Genomic DNA, 18,373 nt, shown 5'->3' on the forward strand with positions numbered 1-18,373 from the left:
TATATATCTATCACAACACAAACAAAAAATTATAATTTTTTTGATTTTCCAAAAACAAACTTACAAAACATCCTCTAAGATTGCCACTCTTTGCTCATTCTTTTTTTTCTGTATTTGTTGGCAAATCTGTGAGATTCATCTCTTAGTTTTATCAAAACTCTATCTGTATCATCATAAGAAAATGTTTTTTGTTTAATATTCAAATCCTGGTCCAAGTAAAATACTATCTCTTTTTCTCACTGATTTTTTCCAGTTTTGGTTCTTGCTTTTCATTTTCATATAGACAAAAAATCCACCTTTTCGTATATTTGTTTGATTTTCTGATTTTCTTTTATAAGTTTTTTCAAGATATTAAGCTGTCATTTACCACCATCTATCACAAACAAATCAGGTAATCTATCATTTTTAAACCTCCTTATGAGCACTTCTTTGATTGCTAGATAATCATCACTTTTTCAGTTTTGTATAGTATTTATTTTGTACATTCTATAAAACTTTTTATCTGGAATTCATCATACCAAGCAAGACAAACCACCAGATATATAATCTCATCAAATATGAGAAATATCTATACATTCCATCTTATACGGATAATTATCAAGAAAATACCTATTTTGCAAGTTAGTAAGCAACTCTCACATTACATTCTTTTTGGAAAAAGTAGAATTTATTATCAAAGATTCTATACTATTATCCAATATGTCTGATAAATTGTTTATTACATCAGTTTTCATATTTTTTCATGAAATAGTTCCTCAAAAGAATTTTTCTTCTGTTTTATCATAATTGTAAATTCTACCAAACTCATTTTGAAATTCTGTTTTCAATTGACCAAAACTGGCACCAGAAGAATGCTCAGTAAACTTCAACACATCTATTAGTTTTCAATTAAAAAACTTCAATGCAGAAAATGCATAATACTCACCTATCTTTTTTATTTTCAAAAAATATCATGTAGTATTATCTTGAAGTTCTATAGTTTGTTTTTGGGTATGTTTTTGGATAGTATACAAAACATCTCTAAGTTTTGCTGCCCATTCAAAATTTTGATTTTGTATTGATTTATTTATATTTTCAACTATTTCATTTTCTATTACTTTGGTATCTCACTGGAAAAATTTCTGAATTTTATCTATATAATCATCATACATTTTTTTTGCATTTGTATTTTCTAATTTCTCATTATTTGTATTACACCAACCATCACACATACCAAAAGAATAATAATCACATAATTTTCATTTTTTGAACTGTGTTTTATTGCAAGCTCTAATTTTGAAAAAATATTTGATTACTTGCAACAACTGCTTGAGGTCTTTTTTATAAACCTTTGGTCATATATATATAGCTCAATCATTGTTTTTGAATCTTGTAAAAAAGATTTGTGGAAATTCTTCATTAGTGATTTTTATGTATGTATATGAATTGTCTCATTTTAATAAAGTATTGTATACAGGCTGATACCTTTTGATAAGATTATTTTCAAGGATATAGGCCTCTTGGTCTGTATTGGTAGTCAAAAAATCAACATGACTGGATTTGTTTACCATATCCTGTTTCCAAACTCATATATCTTTGTTGAAATATTGAGAAACTCTTTTTTTGATATCTTTTGCTTTTCATATATATAAAATTCTTCAAGATTTATTCTTGAAAAAATATACTCAAGGATTATTGGGTAAATGGCTAATTTGTAACATTAAATATTGCTAATATTATCTAAATTTCAATTTTATTATAGCATATACTTTTATATCTACAACATTGTAAACAACTCCAATCTAAAAACAAGAAAATTTTCCAACATACCACCACAATCTATTGTTTTGTACAACAAAAATTTGCAAAAATATAAAAATTGATTAATATGAAAACAATCTATAAATCACAAAAAATACAATGGGTAAAATAAAAAATACATTTTCAAACCAACAAATATCAAATCCTGCAAACAAATTAAGTAGCTTACAAATACATGAGCTGATAAATATTTTTTTGCAAACAAAAAAGTCTATCAAAACTCAAAAATCATATTTTGTAGATTTGAAACAATTTTTTGAAGACTTCCAAATATATGAATGAGCACAACTTATACAAAAACTATCAGACCATTCTATTTCTGAAGATATTACAAACTTTATCAATTCTCACAAAAAATACGACCCTCAAAATCCCAACAGACTACTAAATCCAAGAACTATAAATAGAAAAGCATATTCTTTGTCATCTTTTTTTAAATTTTTACAAAAAAGATTTAAAGTAAACTACAATCCGGTGATTTTTGAACCTGCATCTACACCAAAATTTTCTGAAACAAACAGTTTAAATAAAGAAGAACTTGTATGATTTCTTGAATATCTCAAAGAAAAATACAAAAAAAGTTCAGACAAAAAAATACATATTCATCTTAGAAACTACCTAATATTTGGCTTTATGTTTTTTTCTTTGAGAAGAAGTGAAGTATCACAACTTAGACGAGAAGATATAAACTTTGAAGAACAATATATAAAAGTTTTACAAAAATGATGAACAAACAAATATATACCTCTTCCCGAAGAATTTTTCAATAAGCTTATGCAATTCAAAGATATAAAAGAATCAAAAAAAATTGAAAGTGATTATATATTTACACCATTTTACAACAATAAAACTAAAAATTTTGAGAAACCTCTAACTTCCGAGTATATATACAATCTTACTCTGAAACAATGGATAAAATACAAAAACAACGAAGAATTATCTCAAATATACAAAGAAAAAGATAAATTAAAAAACAGGAAAAAATACCTCAACAAAAAGCTCAAGCTTTCAAAAGACAAAAAAATAGAAAATGAAATTAGAATAGTTGAAGAAAAGATTGAACAACTAAATATTAGAAAGAAAAGACTTCTTCAAACAACAAAAAGCATATCATGCCATAGCTTTAGAAAAAGTTTTGTAGAACAAGCAATTCTTAGATGAGATGATTTTGTTGAGATACAAAATGCCACATGACATTCAGGGCCTGCTATGATATGATATTATCAATCTATAAGTAAAACCAAACACAACTCAGCCAATAAAATGAGTGATATATTTTAAAACCTTTCTGATTAATTAATCAACCAAAAAGCACCACTAAGTGATACTAAGATAGATTAATACTGTGATAAACTTCATTAATACGTGCGATAATCAAGTATTTTCCTAGTTTTATGATTAATTTTATTTTTAATGATAGATATTTCTTTATCAGAATACAAAGAAATGGCAGATCATTTAGGTATAAAAGTTCTAATAAGTCAGTTATGTCAAATGAAAATTTGACATTAAAAGATATATATTTATAATACAAGTGTCTAGCAAATTCTTTTGTGGAAAAAAATCTTGGAGGTGCGCTATGAAAAACCAAAAAAACAATGTTGTTCGTTGGACTGTATGGGTTATTACAATTGTGTTTATAACTATTGCGGGAGTGTTCTTTTTAGATTTTCTATCTTTCTTTGATAGACTATTTATGACTTACTTTGATCAACACCTTGCTGAATCTAAACTTGCAACACTCATCGTCGCATTATTATGTCTTGCAATAGCTATTGCCATAGCTGCGGTGTCTGGTTTTATACTGGACAAAACCCAAGCTGACCACAAAGAAATTGACTTTAAAAACAATAGTGATGGAAGCATAACTATTAGAACTGGCAGCAAATACATTACTGCTGAAACTGGTGAAGATGGAAGCATCACCCTTAGAACTGATAATGGCCCAGTACTTAAGGGTATCTAAAGAAGAGAAAATGCTAGACACTTAGAACTGCTTCCAGTTCTAGAGGTGCTTGCTTATATAGCAGCACCTTTTTCTATTTGTAAGCACACTTATTTAGATAAAAAATTATTAATATAATTTTTTTATCAACTACTATAACTGGGGTAAAAATTTGAAGCATAGATTATATAGCTTTAAGTAAAAACTAGCCAATAAGGCTTGAAAAGATAAGAAAAATCATTAATAAATTAGTTAAACAATTTTAATTTATTTATTAGTTTATAATGACAGAAAGTTTACTTAGATCTAGACATAGTCTTGCACATATACTTGCACAAGCAGCACAAAGAGAATTTGGTGCCAACTTGAAACTATGAGTATGACCTGCTATAGATGATGGTTGTTATTATGATATATTACCTACATCTGAAGAGATCAAAATCCAAGACAAAGATCTAAAAAACATCCAAAAATATATGGAACAAGTCATAAAGCAAAAACAAGAATTTCACTGTATTTCTATGGATGTTCAAACAGCCAAAGATCTAAATAATTTTTTATGACAAGAATTAAAAAATGAACTGATAGATGAATTTGTTTCTCAATGAGAAAGTGAAATTACTTATTATATTAATTTGATACCAGCAAAAGCAAAAGATGCACTTATGAAATGAGCTAATCCTAGCTATATTTCTTACTATGAAGAAATAAACAAACATATGCATCAAAATTTCAGTTTACCAGAAGACAAGTTTGTTTGTTTCATAGATATGTGTGAATGACCACATATTGCACATACTTGAGAGCTAGATCCCAAAACTTTCAAGTTGGCAAAGATTGCTTGAGCTTATCGAAGATGAGATGAAAAAAATCCTATGATGACTAGAGTTTATGCTTATGCATTTGCAAGCAAAGAAGAACTTCAAGAACATATAAATTTCTTGGAAGAAGCCAAAAAAAGAGACCATAGAGTTTTATGAAAACAATTAAAATTATTTACTACTAGTGATTTGGTAGGTGCTGGATTACCATTGTTGCAGCCAAGATGAATGATTATTCGTAAGGTTATAGAAGACTATCTTTGGGAGTTACACAAAGAAAAATGATATGAAAGAGTTTGGAGTCCACATATCGCCAAAAAAGACTTGTACGAGACTTCATGACACTGGGATAAGTTTTGAAATGAGCTTATGAAAATTGAATGAAAATATGAGGATTTTTGTGTAAAACCGATGAACTGCCCTCATCATATGCAGATATTTGCAGACAATCAATTTTCATATCGTGATTTACCAGTTAGATATTTTGAACCTGCCACTATATATAGAGATGAAAAGCCAGGTCAATTATGAGGACTTACTAGAGTAAGATCTATCACCCAAGATGATGGACATTTATTTTGCAGAATAGATCAATTAGGCCAAGAGATAAGTACAATAGTAGATATTATCAAAACATTCTATGAAAAAATGTGAATGATGAACGATTATTGGGTAAGTTTATCAATAAGATGAGAAGAAAAGTCTGATTATATATGAGAGGAAAATGTATGGCAAGAAGCAGAGTCTGCTTTGGAAAAGGCTGCCAATGATAAATGATTGAATTTTAAAAAAGTAGAATGAGAAGCTGCTTTTTATTGACCAAAACTGGATTTCATGTTCAAAGACTGCCTCAATAGAGAGTGGCAACTTGCTACAATACAGCTAGATTTCAATTTACCAGAAAGATTTGAACTTGAATATACAAATGATAAATGAGAAAAAGAAAGACCAGTAGTTATTCACAGAGCCATATGCGGGTCATTAGAAAGATTTATGTGAATTATGATAGAACATTTTGCATGAGCCTTCCCTTTTTGGCTAGCTCCAGAACAAATCAAAATTATACCAGTTGCAGATAAATTTGAGGATTATGCTCACAATATAAATCAACAATTCAAAAATCAATGAATCAGATCAAATGTAGATTCAAGTGACGACAGTTTCAACAAGAAAATAAGAAACTGAGAAAAAGCAAAAATACCTTATCTTATAATAGTATGAGAAAAGGAAAGTAGTAATAATACTTTATCTATTAGAAGATACAGTGACAAAAAACAATATGAATCTACACTAAACGAATTTTTAAATGAAATTTCCAAATAGATTTAACATCTTCACAAAACTTCATATCTACAAAAAATAATATTTAATAATATTATAGCTATAATACTGCTTATTAATGAAAACCTTTGGAATCATCTACAATAAAGGTTTTAGTTTTATCTGTATCAGGAGTTCAGTGCACCATTGATAAGCCTTTATCAAAGTAGTAGGCATAATAATAATCTCCAAAAAACTTATTCAAAGAAGATACATACCTCATTACTAATACATCAGTTGTTTGGTAGCTATTAAATATTTGAATTATTTGATCTTCTAACACCTTAAATAAATGATATACATTTGCTTCCTTAGTATTTAGTTTTTCTGTAAAAACAAGCTTTATTTTATCTTCTCACTCATCATCATTTATCTGTTGTAATAACTCAACTGAAAGATCTGACAACAAATCTAAATTGCCTTTCTCTAAGTTATCATATAAAACAACCAAAAATTCTCTTATATATTCTGCTAGACTGTATTCAAAGCCCAACTTATAAGACAGTTGCAAACATTTTTTGATGTCTCAAGCTTGTTTATACTGCTCAAATATTTGAATTTCCTTCTGTAGTACACCATAGATAGACTCCCTATTTTCCATATAAATTCAAATACTATTTAGTTTTTTGTAAAAGTTAAGTAGAGATTTTCTATATTTTTCTTTTCAGTATATATTATAAATATTTAAAAGTTTAATAAATGCCATATTTAAAAAGCTAGCTTCAAATCACTCCTCATTTATTGCAAAATCTAATGAATCCTCTAATATAGATACTAAAGAATCAAAATCTTCAGTTTTTTCAAGAACATAAATTAACAAACTTAAATATTTTCAAGACTTATCTATACTATAAAGCTCATATAAAATGTCTTTTGCAACATCAAAGTTTCATTCAGAAAACATTAATTCTATATATTTATCAAAAGAAACTGCATCCAACTGATCCATACCCTGCCAGTAAAGATCTTTAGCTTCTTCTATACATCATACATTTTCACAATATATTCAATAATATCAAAAAATATTGTTTCAAAATCTATAACTTATATTTCAATCCATATATCATTCATAATATTTTTCTAATATGTCTTCTATAGTTAGTTTTCAATTAGGAGTATCAATCAACATATCATATCAAGCTCAATCTATTTCCAAAAGATTTATTATAGCTCATAAAATATCAATATCTACTCAATATTCTTTTGTTATATGCAAACACTGTTCTAATGAAATTTGGTGTTCTCAAACATATGCAGAAAAAATTGCTAAAAATTTTTTTTCTTCAAAATTAAAAGCTCCATATATATCTATATTCAAAATTATATTTGATAAAACTTCGATTATATAATCTTTTGATTCATATTTTTCCAAGACCGACATACACCTATATATGAAATAAGTTTTATATAAAGATAGATCATCTGGAATTTGATTTAAATCTACTTCATCCAATCATTTATAATTTTCATTTATATAAGTTACGAATTTTTGAACAAACTCCTCCAAAAAATTATTATTAATATAATATTTCAATGATTCTAATGACTCACCTGATTCAAGTATATGATCAATTATTTGACTTTCTTTAGCTTTTAGATGACTCATAACATCCTCTTTCATTCTATCTGTTAATGCTTGAACAGATGACTCAGCTTCTCAAGCTCAATATACTTCTGTTAGCATATCAGTATCTAAACTATCATACTTCATTAATAAATTTTAGCAAATAAACACTCAAATATATACTCATAAAACAAAAAATGTAAATAGATTTTTTCTAAAAATCATTATCTATCCTAAGATTTTTATTGTACCTTGTATTAAATACGATTCTAAAAAGTATATATTGATTTTTTTTGCTTCTAAAATATAATATGTAAGAAAAGGTAGCGTTGTTAAAAAATTATCAGTAATAGAACTTTTCAATAACTTCATAAGGAGTTTTATTATCTAGTCATTTATGTGGCTTTACAGTGTTATATCGATTTACAAATCTTTTTAAAGACATTTTTCTATGTTCTGATGACTTAAAAACTTCCTTACTGTGCCACATATCGATTAATGTTCTTATAACCCTCTCTGCTTTTCAATTTGTTCTTGGTGTTCTAACTTTTGTAAATTTTTGCTTTATTCAGCTTTTTACACACTCTTTAACAAATTCATGTTTATCATTTCATTTGTACTCAACTCAATTATCTGAGTACACACACTCAATAGTGTAAGGACATTCATCTATTACCTGTCTAAGAAACATAGACGAAGATACTTGTGTCTTATCTTGCATTATAGCTACATAAAGTTCTCTAGAATAGTCGTCTATTCATACAAATAAGTATTCAGACTTTTTGTTTGCTGCTCATCTTATAAGAGGTAGTTTTTTTGTGTCAAAATGCATCATTTCTCAAGGGTAGTTTTTATTGTATCTTCTAGCTTCTTTGTTTTTCTTTTCTATTATCTTAGATTCTATTTTAGCTAATCTAAGTAATCATCGCCTAATGTTTCTAAATCTATTATTGATAGAATTTCTTGGTAAAAACTCTTGAGTTCTTGCTCTCTTTATTATCTTGTATATGGTAGGCAATGATACATTGAACTTAATATGTAAATCCTTAGGCTTCATTCATCTTTTATAGTATTCCCAGACCTCTTTTCTCTGGAGTGGTGTTAGTCTTGTATTTTTATGTATATTCATTACATAGTTTGTTATCAAATAAATAGTATTTTGTATACACATTATTTTTAACAACGCTATATAATCTTACAAATAATTTTTTAATAACTTTCTAATGCTTTTATTCTATCTTCTATGCTTGGATGTGAATTTGTCCACCCATTTTTAGATGATGGATTTTCTATATACATATGGTAAATACTTTTTTCTTCTAAACTTAATGAATTTTTTTCTTTTTGAATTTTTTTTAATGCAGATATCATAGAATCTTTATCTTTGGTTAGTTCTACAGCTCAAGCATCAGCTAAAAACTCTCTACTTTTAGTTATGGCAAGCTGCACAAAAGGGAAAATTATATGGCCAACTATCAATAAAACTGTTCATATAATGAAAAAATAAATCCCTCCTTTGTTCCCTGAACTATTATATCTCAAGCTTCTTATGATTGCTTCTCATAAGGTTTTGATAACTCATATAAAAAGAATAATTATCAAAATTAGTAAATTATCTTTATTCTTAATATGAGTTAATTCATGAGCTGCAACTGCTTGGATTTCTTTTTTTGTTAGGTTTTCTATTAGACCTCTAGTGAAGACTATCCAAGAATTTTTATCATTCCATCATATAGCAAATGCATTTAATTTATTATCTTCTATTATTCAAATATTTGGTGTTTTGAGTCATCTTGAAATACATAAATTTTCTACTGTATTATATATAAAAGGTTCCTCTTTTCTTGTGACTTCATTAACTCAAGTGATAGAAAATATAAAATCTTTATGATAATAGAATGATACTGATCACAAAAATAATAGAACTGGTAACCATATAAGTAAATTTGTAAAAGCATGCAATATAGGGTCTGATACCACAAAAAAAAGAAGTAAATAAATTACTAAAAAAAGAATTATAGGGTATAATATGATCAAAAGAATTGTTTTGTAAGTATTTCTCCAGATACTGGTTTGTATTCAAACATACATATATTTGACTTTTTTGCTAAAAGTTAGTTGTAAATTATAAACTTTTTAAAATTTTTTTCAAATTTCTATAATTATTATTTATGCTTACTGTTTATAGGTTTCAAATGTGTTTGTAAGAAACCTTAAATACATTTCCTGTATAATTTACTTTCTCTTGAAAAAGACAATTTTGTCATTAATAAAAGGATGCAATCCATCAATAGAGGAGGAGCAGAAATGTTCTGGCCGAACAATGATGGTTGAGCTCAGATACATGAGCAGTTAGAGGGAGTTCAATACACTCAACAGAGGAGGAGTTGCCGTGTATCCTGATAATAAGGGGTAACACGGTCGCCGGGGTTAGAATCTAGCCCCGGCTTTTTTTATTAAGTATACAATTGATATCTTTTCAAAATATCAAAACATAAAACAAATTTTCTCAAAAATAAACTCAAACAAGATTTTTAACAATTTCAACAAAATAGTCAATTTTATAAATTTAGCTTGAAAAAACTTGTAAACTGTTTATCTTATATTATAATAAGCTAATTTTATACACTTTCACAACAAAGATGCAATTTTCTGAAGCTGATACCAAAGCCAAATTCATAGACCCAAAACTCAAAGAATCAGCACGAGATGAAGCCAATATCATCAGAGAAGAATATTTTACCACTTGAAGAAAATTTGGAGCCAATACCAGATGAACTCCTGGATATGTAGACTATCTTCTCAAATACAAAAACAAAAACTTAGCAATAATAGAAGCCAAAAAATCTGAAGAATCTCCCACCAAATGACTAGAACAAGCCAAAACCTACTGACAAAAACTTCAAGTAAGATTTGTATATTCTACCAACTGATACGAAATATACGAATTTGACCTAAAACTATGAAAATGAGATTTTGTAGATAGCTTTCCATCTCCAGAAGAATTATTCCAAAAAATTATTTGAAAAACCAACCATCTCAAAGAAAAGCTGTTAAGTACAGCCTACAGTATAGAATGAAATGTCAAACCAAGATACTACCAAGAAAATGCTATCAACAAAGTACTTGAATCCATAGCAGACGGCAACCAAAGAATTCTTCTAACTCTTGCCACAGGTACCTGAAAAACATTTATAGCTTTTCAGATAGTTTGGAAACTGTTTCAAGCCAGATGGAACAACAAATCCAATTCACAAAGACCCAAAATCTTGTTTCTTGCAGACAGAAATATTTTGGTAGATCAAGCAATGAACACTTTCAATCCATTGGAAAAAGATATGATCAAGATTGACTGAAGCGAAATCAAAAGAAGATGATGAAAAGTACCTACCAATGCCAATATATTTTTTGCTATATATCAAGCAATCAGCGACAAAGAAAATATATGATGATACTACAAAGAATATCCTTCGGATTTTTTTGATTTGGTGATAATAGATGAATGTCATAGGTGATGAGCCAACGAAGAATGAACTTGGCATGAGATACTTCAGCATTTTTCTCCTGCTGTACACCTGGGACTTACTGCCACTCCCAAAAGGCAGGACAATATAGATACTTATAATTATTTTGGTGAGCCTGTATATGAATACTCACTCAAAGAAGGGATCAACGATGGTTTCCTAACTCCCTACAAAGTCAAAAGAATCCAGACCAATCTAGATGAGTTTGTGCTAAATTCTGGAGACAAAATTTTGAAATGAGAATCTACAAAATCTGTTTATGATATACAAGACCACGAAAGAAATATAATAATCCACGAAAGAACAGATCTAATAGCTCAAGCAATACTACAAAATATAAATCCTTATGAAAAAACTATTGTTTTTTGTGTAGACCAAGATCATGCTCTAAGGCTCAGGGATGCTATCAACAAATACAAATCCAACAATGAAAAAGATTACTGTGTCAGAGTCACTTCTGATGAATGAGTAGAATGAAAACAATACTTAGAAAGATTCCAAGACAACGACAAAACTTTGCCTGTGATTTTGACTACTTCTCAGATGTTAACTACTGGAGTAGATGCCAAAAATGTCAGAAATATAGTTTTGCTGAAGCAAATAGGTTCTATGGTAGAATTCAAGCAGATAATATGAAGGTGAACCAGGCTTTTTGAGTGAAAAGATTATTTCAATATTATAGATTTTGTAGGAGCTACCAACAATTTTTATGATGAAGCCTGGGATGGTGAACCAGCTGCACCTGTCAAAAAATCCAAACTACAGCTTGGAGAAGATGAAGAGCAGTTAGAAGAAGTCTTGGAAGATTATCAAGAATCAGCAGAAAATCAAAATGAAAGTAATGATTATGAGTTTTCTTCTCAGGATCAAGACCTGCCCAAAGAGAAGTTGGAAGTAGAGCTTGGAGACGACAGGACTGTCAAAATCATAAACATAGAAGAAAGATTTATTGATGAGAATTGAAAGCCACTAAGTGCAGAAGATTTTTTGCAAAAGATAGTGGGAAATATACCTCATCTATATCAAGATATAGATCAACTAAGGCAGGCTTGGGCTGATCCAGAAAGTAGAGAAGCTTTGTTACAAAAGCTTTATGATATGTGAATAGACAGAGAACAACTCCAAAATCTAAGGAAAATGTTTGAAGCTGATGGAGTGGATGTTTTTGATATATTGGCTTATATATCTTTCAATGTGGATATGAAAAAGAGGAAGGAAAGGGCTGATTATGTCAGGGAAAATACTGGTATATTGGAAAAGTATGAAAGTTCTAAGGCTAAGGAGTTTTTGGAATTTTTGTTAGAACAGTATGAAGCCAATGGTATTTTTGAGTTCAAAAGTCATAATCTAAAAGCTATGATAGATTTGTATCATTCTACTCCTACGGAGTTGTCCAAGGCTTTTGGTGGGGCTGATAGGTTGAGAGAGGCTTATTTTGAGTTGCAGAAGGATATTTATGAATTGTAGAAAATTATTACTTTTTTAATAAGGTTGAACTCTATAAAATTAGGGATTTATTCTAGGAATTTAGTTTTGAGTGATTTTTAATACAGTGAATTATTGACAGGAATTGAATGTTGATTACATATAGTATAATTTATTTTTTAAAATTAACAATATGTGAAATTATGCCTTTATAGACTGACAAAATCTATACTTATGAACAAGTAGTGAATGATGGAATTTTGATTTAGAAAAGCTTAGAACATATCTTAAGGATAAATACAAAGTTACCAAGGCTTATTATTTTTTGTGATATGTACAGGATGAAAATAATTCACTTTATACTAAATTGCAAGAGTCGGGTTTTATAGTGGTATTTAAAAAACAGATGGTAAATATGACTACTGCCAAAAAGTGAAATATAGATAGTGATATGATATTTTGGGTGATGCAAAAACTAATAGAAGAACCAGAAAAATTTGAGCAAATAGTAATAGTATCAGGAGATTGAGATTTCAAGATATTAGTTGATTACTTGATAAGAAAATGAAGGCTCAAAAAAATATTATTCCCAAATAAAAAATATGCTTCTTCTTTGTATAATGATCTTTTGAATGAATATTTTGCTTATATGAAGGATATTAGACCCAAAATTGAGTATAAAAAAAGAGAAGGTACCTAAAGCACCAACACTTTTCGGATCCCTTCTCGTCTTGATACATTTATATTATAATCAGTTTTTTCAAAAATTCAAGTTTTTGATAAAAAAATTATTTACTTTGTTTCTGTGGTATGTTTGGATTAAGAAAAAAAGGTTTGAAATTTGCTTCAAACCTTTTATATTATAGTTATTAATTTATCTCCATCGCTTTTGGCGATGGGAGGATCCCGGAGGACATTATGAATATATGTTAATTAAAATTTTTTAGAATTCAAATAAATCTATGAAAAATAACATAATTAGATTCTAATATAGAAAGAGGTAATTTATTCTTATTATATTTTAAATAATGCAATATAACTCTTTTAGGAAAATACTTAAATTAATTTTTTTACATCTTTTACCGTCAATTATATTTTATTATATTTGGAAAATTTTTGATTTTCTTAAAATTAAATTTAAACCTTATAAGGCAATTTTAAATAAATTATCTCTTTTTTTATTGTATGTTTTATTTACAACATTTTTAGCTTTATTGTCTATTCTAATTTACAATAACTATATACTTTCAAATGAATTAGATATTATTAATTATCATGATTTATTGATACTACTATTTTTTTTTCTTTTATTCTTATTTTTAAGAAATGCTGAAACTATATTAGATTATACTCATAGTAAAATTAAAATAATTTCTTCTTTAATTTTATTTCTATTTTTATTTTTTAATATAGAGGAAATATATGCGATATGATTAGGTCAGTTTTTAACTGCAATTTTTTTTTACTGACTATTCTTTATTATAGTTTTTAATGTTTCTTGAGTAAAATCATATAATAATTGATTATTAGTAAAATCATATAAGATAGAAAATAGAAGTTTTGATCAATTCTTTGATACATATTTAAATTTATTAAACGAAAAATGAAATTTTATAAATCCAATTTTTGATGAACCAATATCAATTGATAATGATGATATATTTTGAATTAATGATATCGTCCAAAATTTATACAATATAATTTTGTGAATAGACTTCAACAATCAAAAAGGTTCATATAGTATATGAATAGTAGGTGAATGGTGAAGCTGAAAAAGTAGTATTATAAATTATCTAAAAGATAAATATTTATTTTGATCACCAACAATTAAAACACTAGAATTTAATCCTTGGAATTATGAAAAGGATGACTTAATAAATAAGTTTTTCACTGAATTGTCTATTGTGCTTTGAAAATCAACCAATTTGAATAGTAGTATAAAAAAGTATTTAAAGGCATTGTGAGAATTACATAGTTCATTTAATGCTATTAATAGCTTGATTTCAAGCAAGTCTATTAATGAGATAAAAAAAGATTTGAATAATGAATTAAATAACTCATGAAAGAAAATTATTGTGATAATTGATGACTTAGATAGATGTGATCCATATGAAATTCTATTAATGCTAAATTTAATAAAAAACTTATGAGATCTGAAAAATATAATATATTTAGTTTCTTACGATAAAGGGAATATAACTAAAGTTCTTGATGATAAGGGGTTTGATTGAAATTATATAGAAAAGATTATAAATATAGAAAGGTTTGTTCCTGTTTTCACACAAGAACAAAAAAAGAAATATTTTAAAAATGAACTTAAAAATATTCTTTGAAAATTATTTTTTAATAAAATTATTTTACCATTAAATTTTGATAAATGGTTTGAAAGTCTATATGTTCAAGATGTGTATATTTCTAAAAAGGCAAATGCTGAAATTAGAGAAAAATGGCAATTAGCTAAAAGAGAACCTTATTATTTTTTTAAGTATTTAGATGAATTTAATTCTATAGTTAATATTAATTTACCTAAAACACTTTTAAACTATAAAAAATTATATTTAAATAAGCCTGAAAAAATAGTCAATACACTATTAAATGAGTTTGATAAAATGCTTGAAGTAGAAAATCTTAGATTTATAAAAAAATTATTAAATCAATTAAATATTGTTTTGCAGTTAAATTTGAGTAATAATACTAATATGATTCTTGATTTTCATGATGAAGATTATAAAAAAATTATTGCTATAAATTATTTTAAATTAAAAAATTATTCAAAATTTAACTATGTGATAGATAAATTTATACTAAAAGAAGTTTGAAAATTAGTTGATGATAAAAAAATAAAAAGAATTAAAGATGATGATTTTCTTATCAATAAAGATATATATAATGAATATTTTTTAAACAATATATTAAATATTAGCAAAATGGATCAGTCTAATTTAAGATATACAACTATAAGTGATAAAGATTTTAAAATTATAAAAGAGTTTTCATAATAATAAAAAGTAATTATACATTTACTATAAATAACCTACAAACCCAATGCAAAACCTACCTGAATGATGGGAAATAAAAAAACTTTGAGATATAGCAACTTTTACAAATTGATTTGCATTTAAAAGTAGCTTATTTAAGGATGAATGAAAACCAATTTTAAGAATAGCTAATATAAAAGAGAACTGAATTTCTTTTAAAAATCTTGTATATTTTAATGATGAAGATTATTCACAAGATTTGTCGAATTATAAAGTTTTTCCTTGAGATTTAGTAATAGCAATGTCTTGAGCTACTACTGGGAAACTTACTATAAACAACACAGATAAAACCTTTTATTTAAATCAAAGAGTTTGAAAAATTTGATTTGATAATGAAATTACTAAACAATACATTTATTCTTTTTTAAAAACTAAAATAGAATACAATCTTAATCGTTCATCTTGATCAGCCATACCCAATTTAAGTACACAACAAATAAAAAATACTGAAATCCCACTCCCACCTCTCGAAACTCAAAAGCAAATAGCAGCCAAACTTGATGAAGTGCTGGGAGATATTGACCAGTCTATCCAACTAATCCAACAAAACATAGCCCACATAGATGAAATGAGCAAATCTGTCTTGAATCAAGTTTTTGAAGAAAAATGGGAAATAAAAAAACTTTGAGATATAGTAAATTTTTCTCAATGACTTCAAGTTCCTATAAAAGAACAAAAATATGATTGAAATTATAGATTTTTAAGAATAATTGATTTTACACAATGAAATCAGGAACCTAGGTTTATAGAGAAATATGATGAGAGAGCTTTTGTAAAAGAAACAGATATTTCTATGGTTAGATATTGAGCATCTACTTGATTTATATGTACTTGAAAAAAATGAATTATAGCAAATAATTTATTTAAGATTACTGCAACTATAGATAGTCTTAATAAAAAATATTTGTATTTTTATTTTTTATCAGATTTTTTTAAAAATTACCTTTTTCTAAATGTATATTGAGCAGCAATGCCAGCTATTAAATTTTCAACTATTAGCGAATTAGATATCCCACTTCCACCTCTATCCAAACAACAAGAAATAGTTGATTATCTAGACAATATTTTCCAAACCAACGAACAACTCAAAAATCAATACCAACAAAAACTTGCCAATCTACAAGAACTCAAAAAATCTGTCCTAAACTCTGCTTTTGAAGGGAAACTGGTTTAATTATAAGTTTGATGAAAATTCAATGAGCAAATCTATCAAAAAAGCTGTTTATCTAATATTCTTGGCTATATTTATACTTCTTTTATATTTGGTATACACAATCTGACCTGCTCAAATTGTTGATTTTATCTGACTAGAAAATACATACCTTGTAATTTTCTTTTTTGCTTTTGTATGATGAGTATTTTTCCTAACTGCAGCTACATTTTATACAACATTAGCAACTTTTGTTGTATGATGAGCAGATTTGCTTACTTTGTCGCTAATATCAGCAATATGACTAACAATTGGTGATTTCTTCTTTTATTTTTTGGGGAGGAAAGCAAAATTATTTATAAATGATAGCAAATACAAATCAAAAGTTGAAAAATTTTCCAACTGGATAAGAGCCAAATCTGATAAAACAATTTTTTGGTTTTTGCTGCTTTATTGGAGTTTTGCCCCATTGCCAAATGATATACCATCATCATGATTATGAATTGCTTGATACAACTGGAAAAAAATGATACTTCCAATTTTTGTGTGAAATATTAATTATAATTTGCTGATATGAAGCCTGGCAATGTTTGGATACAGTATATATTGAGTACTCTAAAAGGTCTTTACAGGTAATTTAATGGGGTGTCCCCCTTCAAACATCCAACGAATGTTTAAGGGGATCCCTTCAAATCCCTAAGTTACCGCGCGGAGTTGAAGGTATGGACCACCCCTAAATTATCGCGCGGAGTTGAGGGTGTGCGGCATCCCTAAGTTATCGCGCGAAGTTTGAGGTATGCTGCATCCTTCAAATATTCAATGAACATTTGAGGGAGCTACCTAAATTAATAAAAACATAATCATAAAGATTTCCAACCCACATATTAATATTGAAAAAAATATCCAAAGATATATTATATCAAATAAGTTTAGCTTGTCATAACAAAGAAATGACAAAAAAAGATAAATTGGCTATATATCAAAATGATAATTGAGAAATAAAAGTTAATTTTGATGAAAATCAAGAAACTTTTTTATGACTTGATAGTACTTGATGGACATCCCTGAGTGCCATAGCTATATTTTTATCTGTATTAGCATCTTTATTTATTTCTATTTGTTTAGAACCACTAAAAAATAGTTTTAAGAAAAAAAGGATTTTAAAAGTCTTAGAAAGTAACTTAGACAAAAATATTGAAATTTTGAAAAAAATAAAAGAATTTGATTTGTATGAAATTACTAGAAATCAAAAAGAAGAAGAACAAGAAAAATTAAAGAAATTTGTTTATAGTATAAACTTTGAATCTTGGGAATTAAATAAAAGTTTTTTATCTATAACAAGCCCACAGGAATTTGATAAATATAATAATATACATATTAAATTAAGTAATATAAAAAATGAATTTTGTGAACTAGAAAACATCAATAGATATTGGTATACTAAAAATGTTGAAAAGATAATAAGTAAGTTTAATTATACTAAAAATAATATAAAAAAGTTCTTAGAGGAATACGAATAAATACAATGCTATACTATATTTATTTAAAAAATTTGAATAGGTATATTTCTAACTTTTAAATCATTATTAATATCTTCTAATTCAATTAGTTCCAAAATGACACTAGTTTAAAAAAAGCAATGTGCAAAAAATGCACATACCACTAAATTGAGCCTGGTTAATAAAATCAGCAAAACTATTTCCAAACAAACTCAAACTTAGAAACAGTTTGTAATAGTAAGTAGATTTCAAAATCTTTAAACTTGTCACGATTTACAAAACAACAT

The 18,373-nt window shown here is 27.0% G+C and carries 13 protein-coding genes and 1 pseudogene; 9 read left to right on the top strand and 5 right to left on the bottom strand.

The window, feature by feature from the left end; all coding sequences use genetic code 25:
- Positions 1-74: 74 nt before the first annotated feature.
- Complete coding sequence (locus HLG78_RS00475) at positions 75-1,700, bottom strand: GIY-YIG nuclease family protein (RefSeq protein WP_231178335.1); 1,626 nt, start codon at positions 1,698-1,700, stop codon at positions 75-77.
- 199 nt (positions 1,701-1,899) lie between these two features.
- Between HLG78_RS00475 and HLG78_RS00480 the strand changes: the two genes are divergently transcribed.
- On the top strand, positions 1,900-3,081 hold the full coding sequence (locus HLG78_RS00480; RefSeq protein ID WP_231178339.1) for a tyrosine-type recombinase/integrase: 1,182 nt from the start codon (positions 1,900-1,902) through the stop codon (positions 3,079-3,081).
- A 77-nt stretch (positions 3,082-3,158) separates the two neighbouring features.
- Here HLG78_RS00480 and HLG78_RS00485 read toward each other — a convergent pair.
- Positions 3,159-3,290: pseudogene (locus HLG78_RS00485) on the bottom strand (IS30 family transposase); the annotation flags it as partial.
- Positions 3,291-3,379: 89 nt separating this feature from the next.
- Here HLG78_RS00485 and HLG78_RS00490 point away from each other — a divergent pair.
- Together HLG78_RS00490 and thrS are read left to right on the top strand one after the other, a co-directional pair.
- Complete coding sequence (locus tag HLG78_RS00490; protein WP_231178341.1) at positions 3,380-3,766, top strand: hypothetical protein; 387 nt, start codon at positions 3,380-3,382, stop codon at positions 3,764-3,766.
- Positions 3,767-4,029: 263 nt separating this feature from the next.
- The gene (thrS, locus tag HLG78_RS00495) at positions 4,030-5,889 is read left to right on the top strand and encodes a threonine--tRNA ligase (protein WP_231178345.1); all 1,860 of its coding nucleotides are present in this window, start codon (positions 4,030-4,032) and stop codon (positions 5,887-5,889) included.
- Between the two features lie 73 nt (positions 5,890-5,962).
- Here the strand turns inward: thrS and HLG78_RS00500 are convergent, their stop codons facing one another.
- From HLG78_RS00500 to HLG78_RS00510, 3 genes are all read right to left on the bottom strand, one after another.
- Positions 5,963-7,597 carry a hypothetical protein gene (locus HLG78_RS00500; protein ID WP_231178347.1) on the bottom strand — a complete coding sequence of 545 codons (1,635 nt, stop codon included), beginning with the start codon at positions 7,595-7,597 and terminating at the stop codon, positions 5,963-5,965.
- A 193-nt stretch (positions 7,598-7,790) separates the two neighbouring features.
- Complete coding sequence (locus HLG78_RS00505; protein ID WP_231176132.1) at positions 7,791-8,579, bottom strand: integrase core domain-containing protein; 789 nt, start codon at positions 8,577-8,579, stop codon at positions 7,791-7,793.
- 80 nt (positions 8,580-8,659) lie between these two features.
- Positions 8,660-9,430, bottom strand: coding sequence for a M48 family metallopeptidase (locus HLG78_RS00510; protein WP_231178350.1), 771 nt, complete (start codon positions 9,428-9,430; stop codon positions 8,660-8,662).
- 662 nt (positions 9,431-10,092) lie between these two features.
- Here HLG78_RS00510 and hsdR point away from each other — a divergent pair.
- The 6 genes from hsdR (at position 10,093) to HLG78_RS00540 (ending at position 18,107) form a co-directional block, all read left to right on the top strand.
- On the top strand, positions 10,093-12,441 hold the full coding sequence (gene hsdR, locus HLG78_RS00515; RefSeq protein WP_231178352.1) for an EcoAI/FtnUII family type I restriction enzme subunit R: 2,349 nt from the start codon (positions 10,093-10,095) through the stop codon (positions 12,439-12,441).
- A 151-nt stretch (positions 12,442-12,592) separates the two neighbouring features.
- Positions 12,593-13,099 (top strand): NYN domain-containing protein, encoded by a 507-nt coding sequence (locus HLG78_RS00520; protein ID WP_231178355.1) that lies wholly within the window; start codon positions 12,593-12,595, stop codon positions 13,097-13,099.
- Between the two features lie 514 nt (positions 13,100-13,613).
- Positions 13,614-15,398 (top strand): KAP family P-loop NTPase fold protein, encoded by a 1,785-nt coding sequence (locus HLG78_RS00525; RefSeq protein ID WP_231178357.1) that lies wholly within the window; start codon positions 13,614-13,616, stop codon positions 15,396-15,398.
- Between the two features lie 46 nt (positions 15,399-15,444).
- The gene (locus HLG78_RS00530; RefSeq protein ID WP_231178360.1) at positions 15,445-16,611 is read left to right on the top strand and encodes a restriction endonuclease subunit S; all 1,167 of its coding nucleotides are present in this window, start codon (positions 15,445-15,447) and stop codon (positions 16,609-16,611) included.
- A 22-nt stretch (positions 16,612-16,633) separates the two neighbouring features.
- Positions 16,634-17,206: a hypothetical protein gene (locus HLG78_RS00535; RefSeq protein WP_231178362.1), complete on the top strand. Its 573-nt coding sequence runs from the start codon at positions 16,634-16,636 to the stop codon at positions 17,204-17,206.
- A gap of 331 nt (positions 17,207-17,537) precedes the next feature.
- On the top strand, positions 17,538-18,107 hold the full coding sequence (locus HLG78_RS00540) for a hypothetical protein (RefSeq protein ID WP_231178364.1): 570 nt from the start codon (positions 17,538-17,540) through the stop codon (positions 18,105-18,107).
- Positions 18,108-18,373 lie beyond the last annotated feature (266 nt).

The organism is Candidatus Absconditicoccus praedator (genome assembly GCF_021057185.1).
Classification (GTDB): Bacteria; Patescibacteriota; Gracilibacteria; order Absconditabacterales; family Absconditicoccaceae; genus Absconditicoccus; species Absconditicoccus praedator.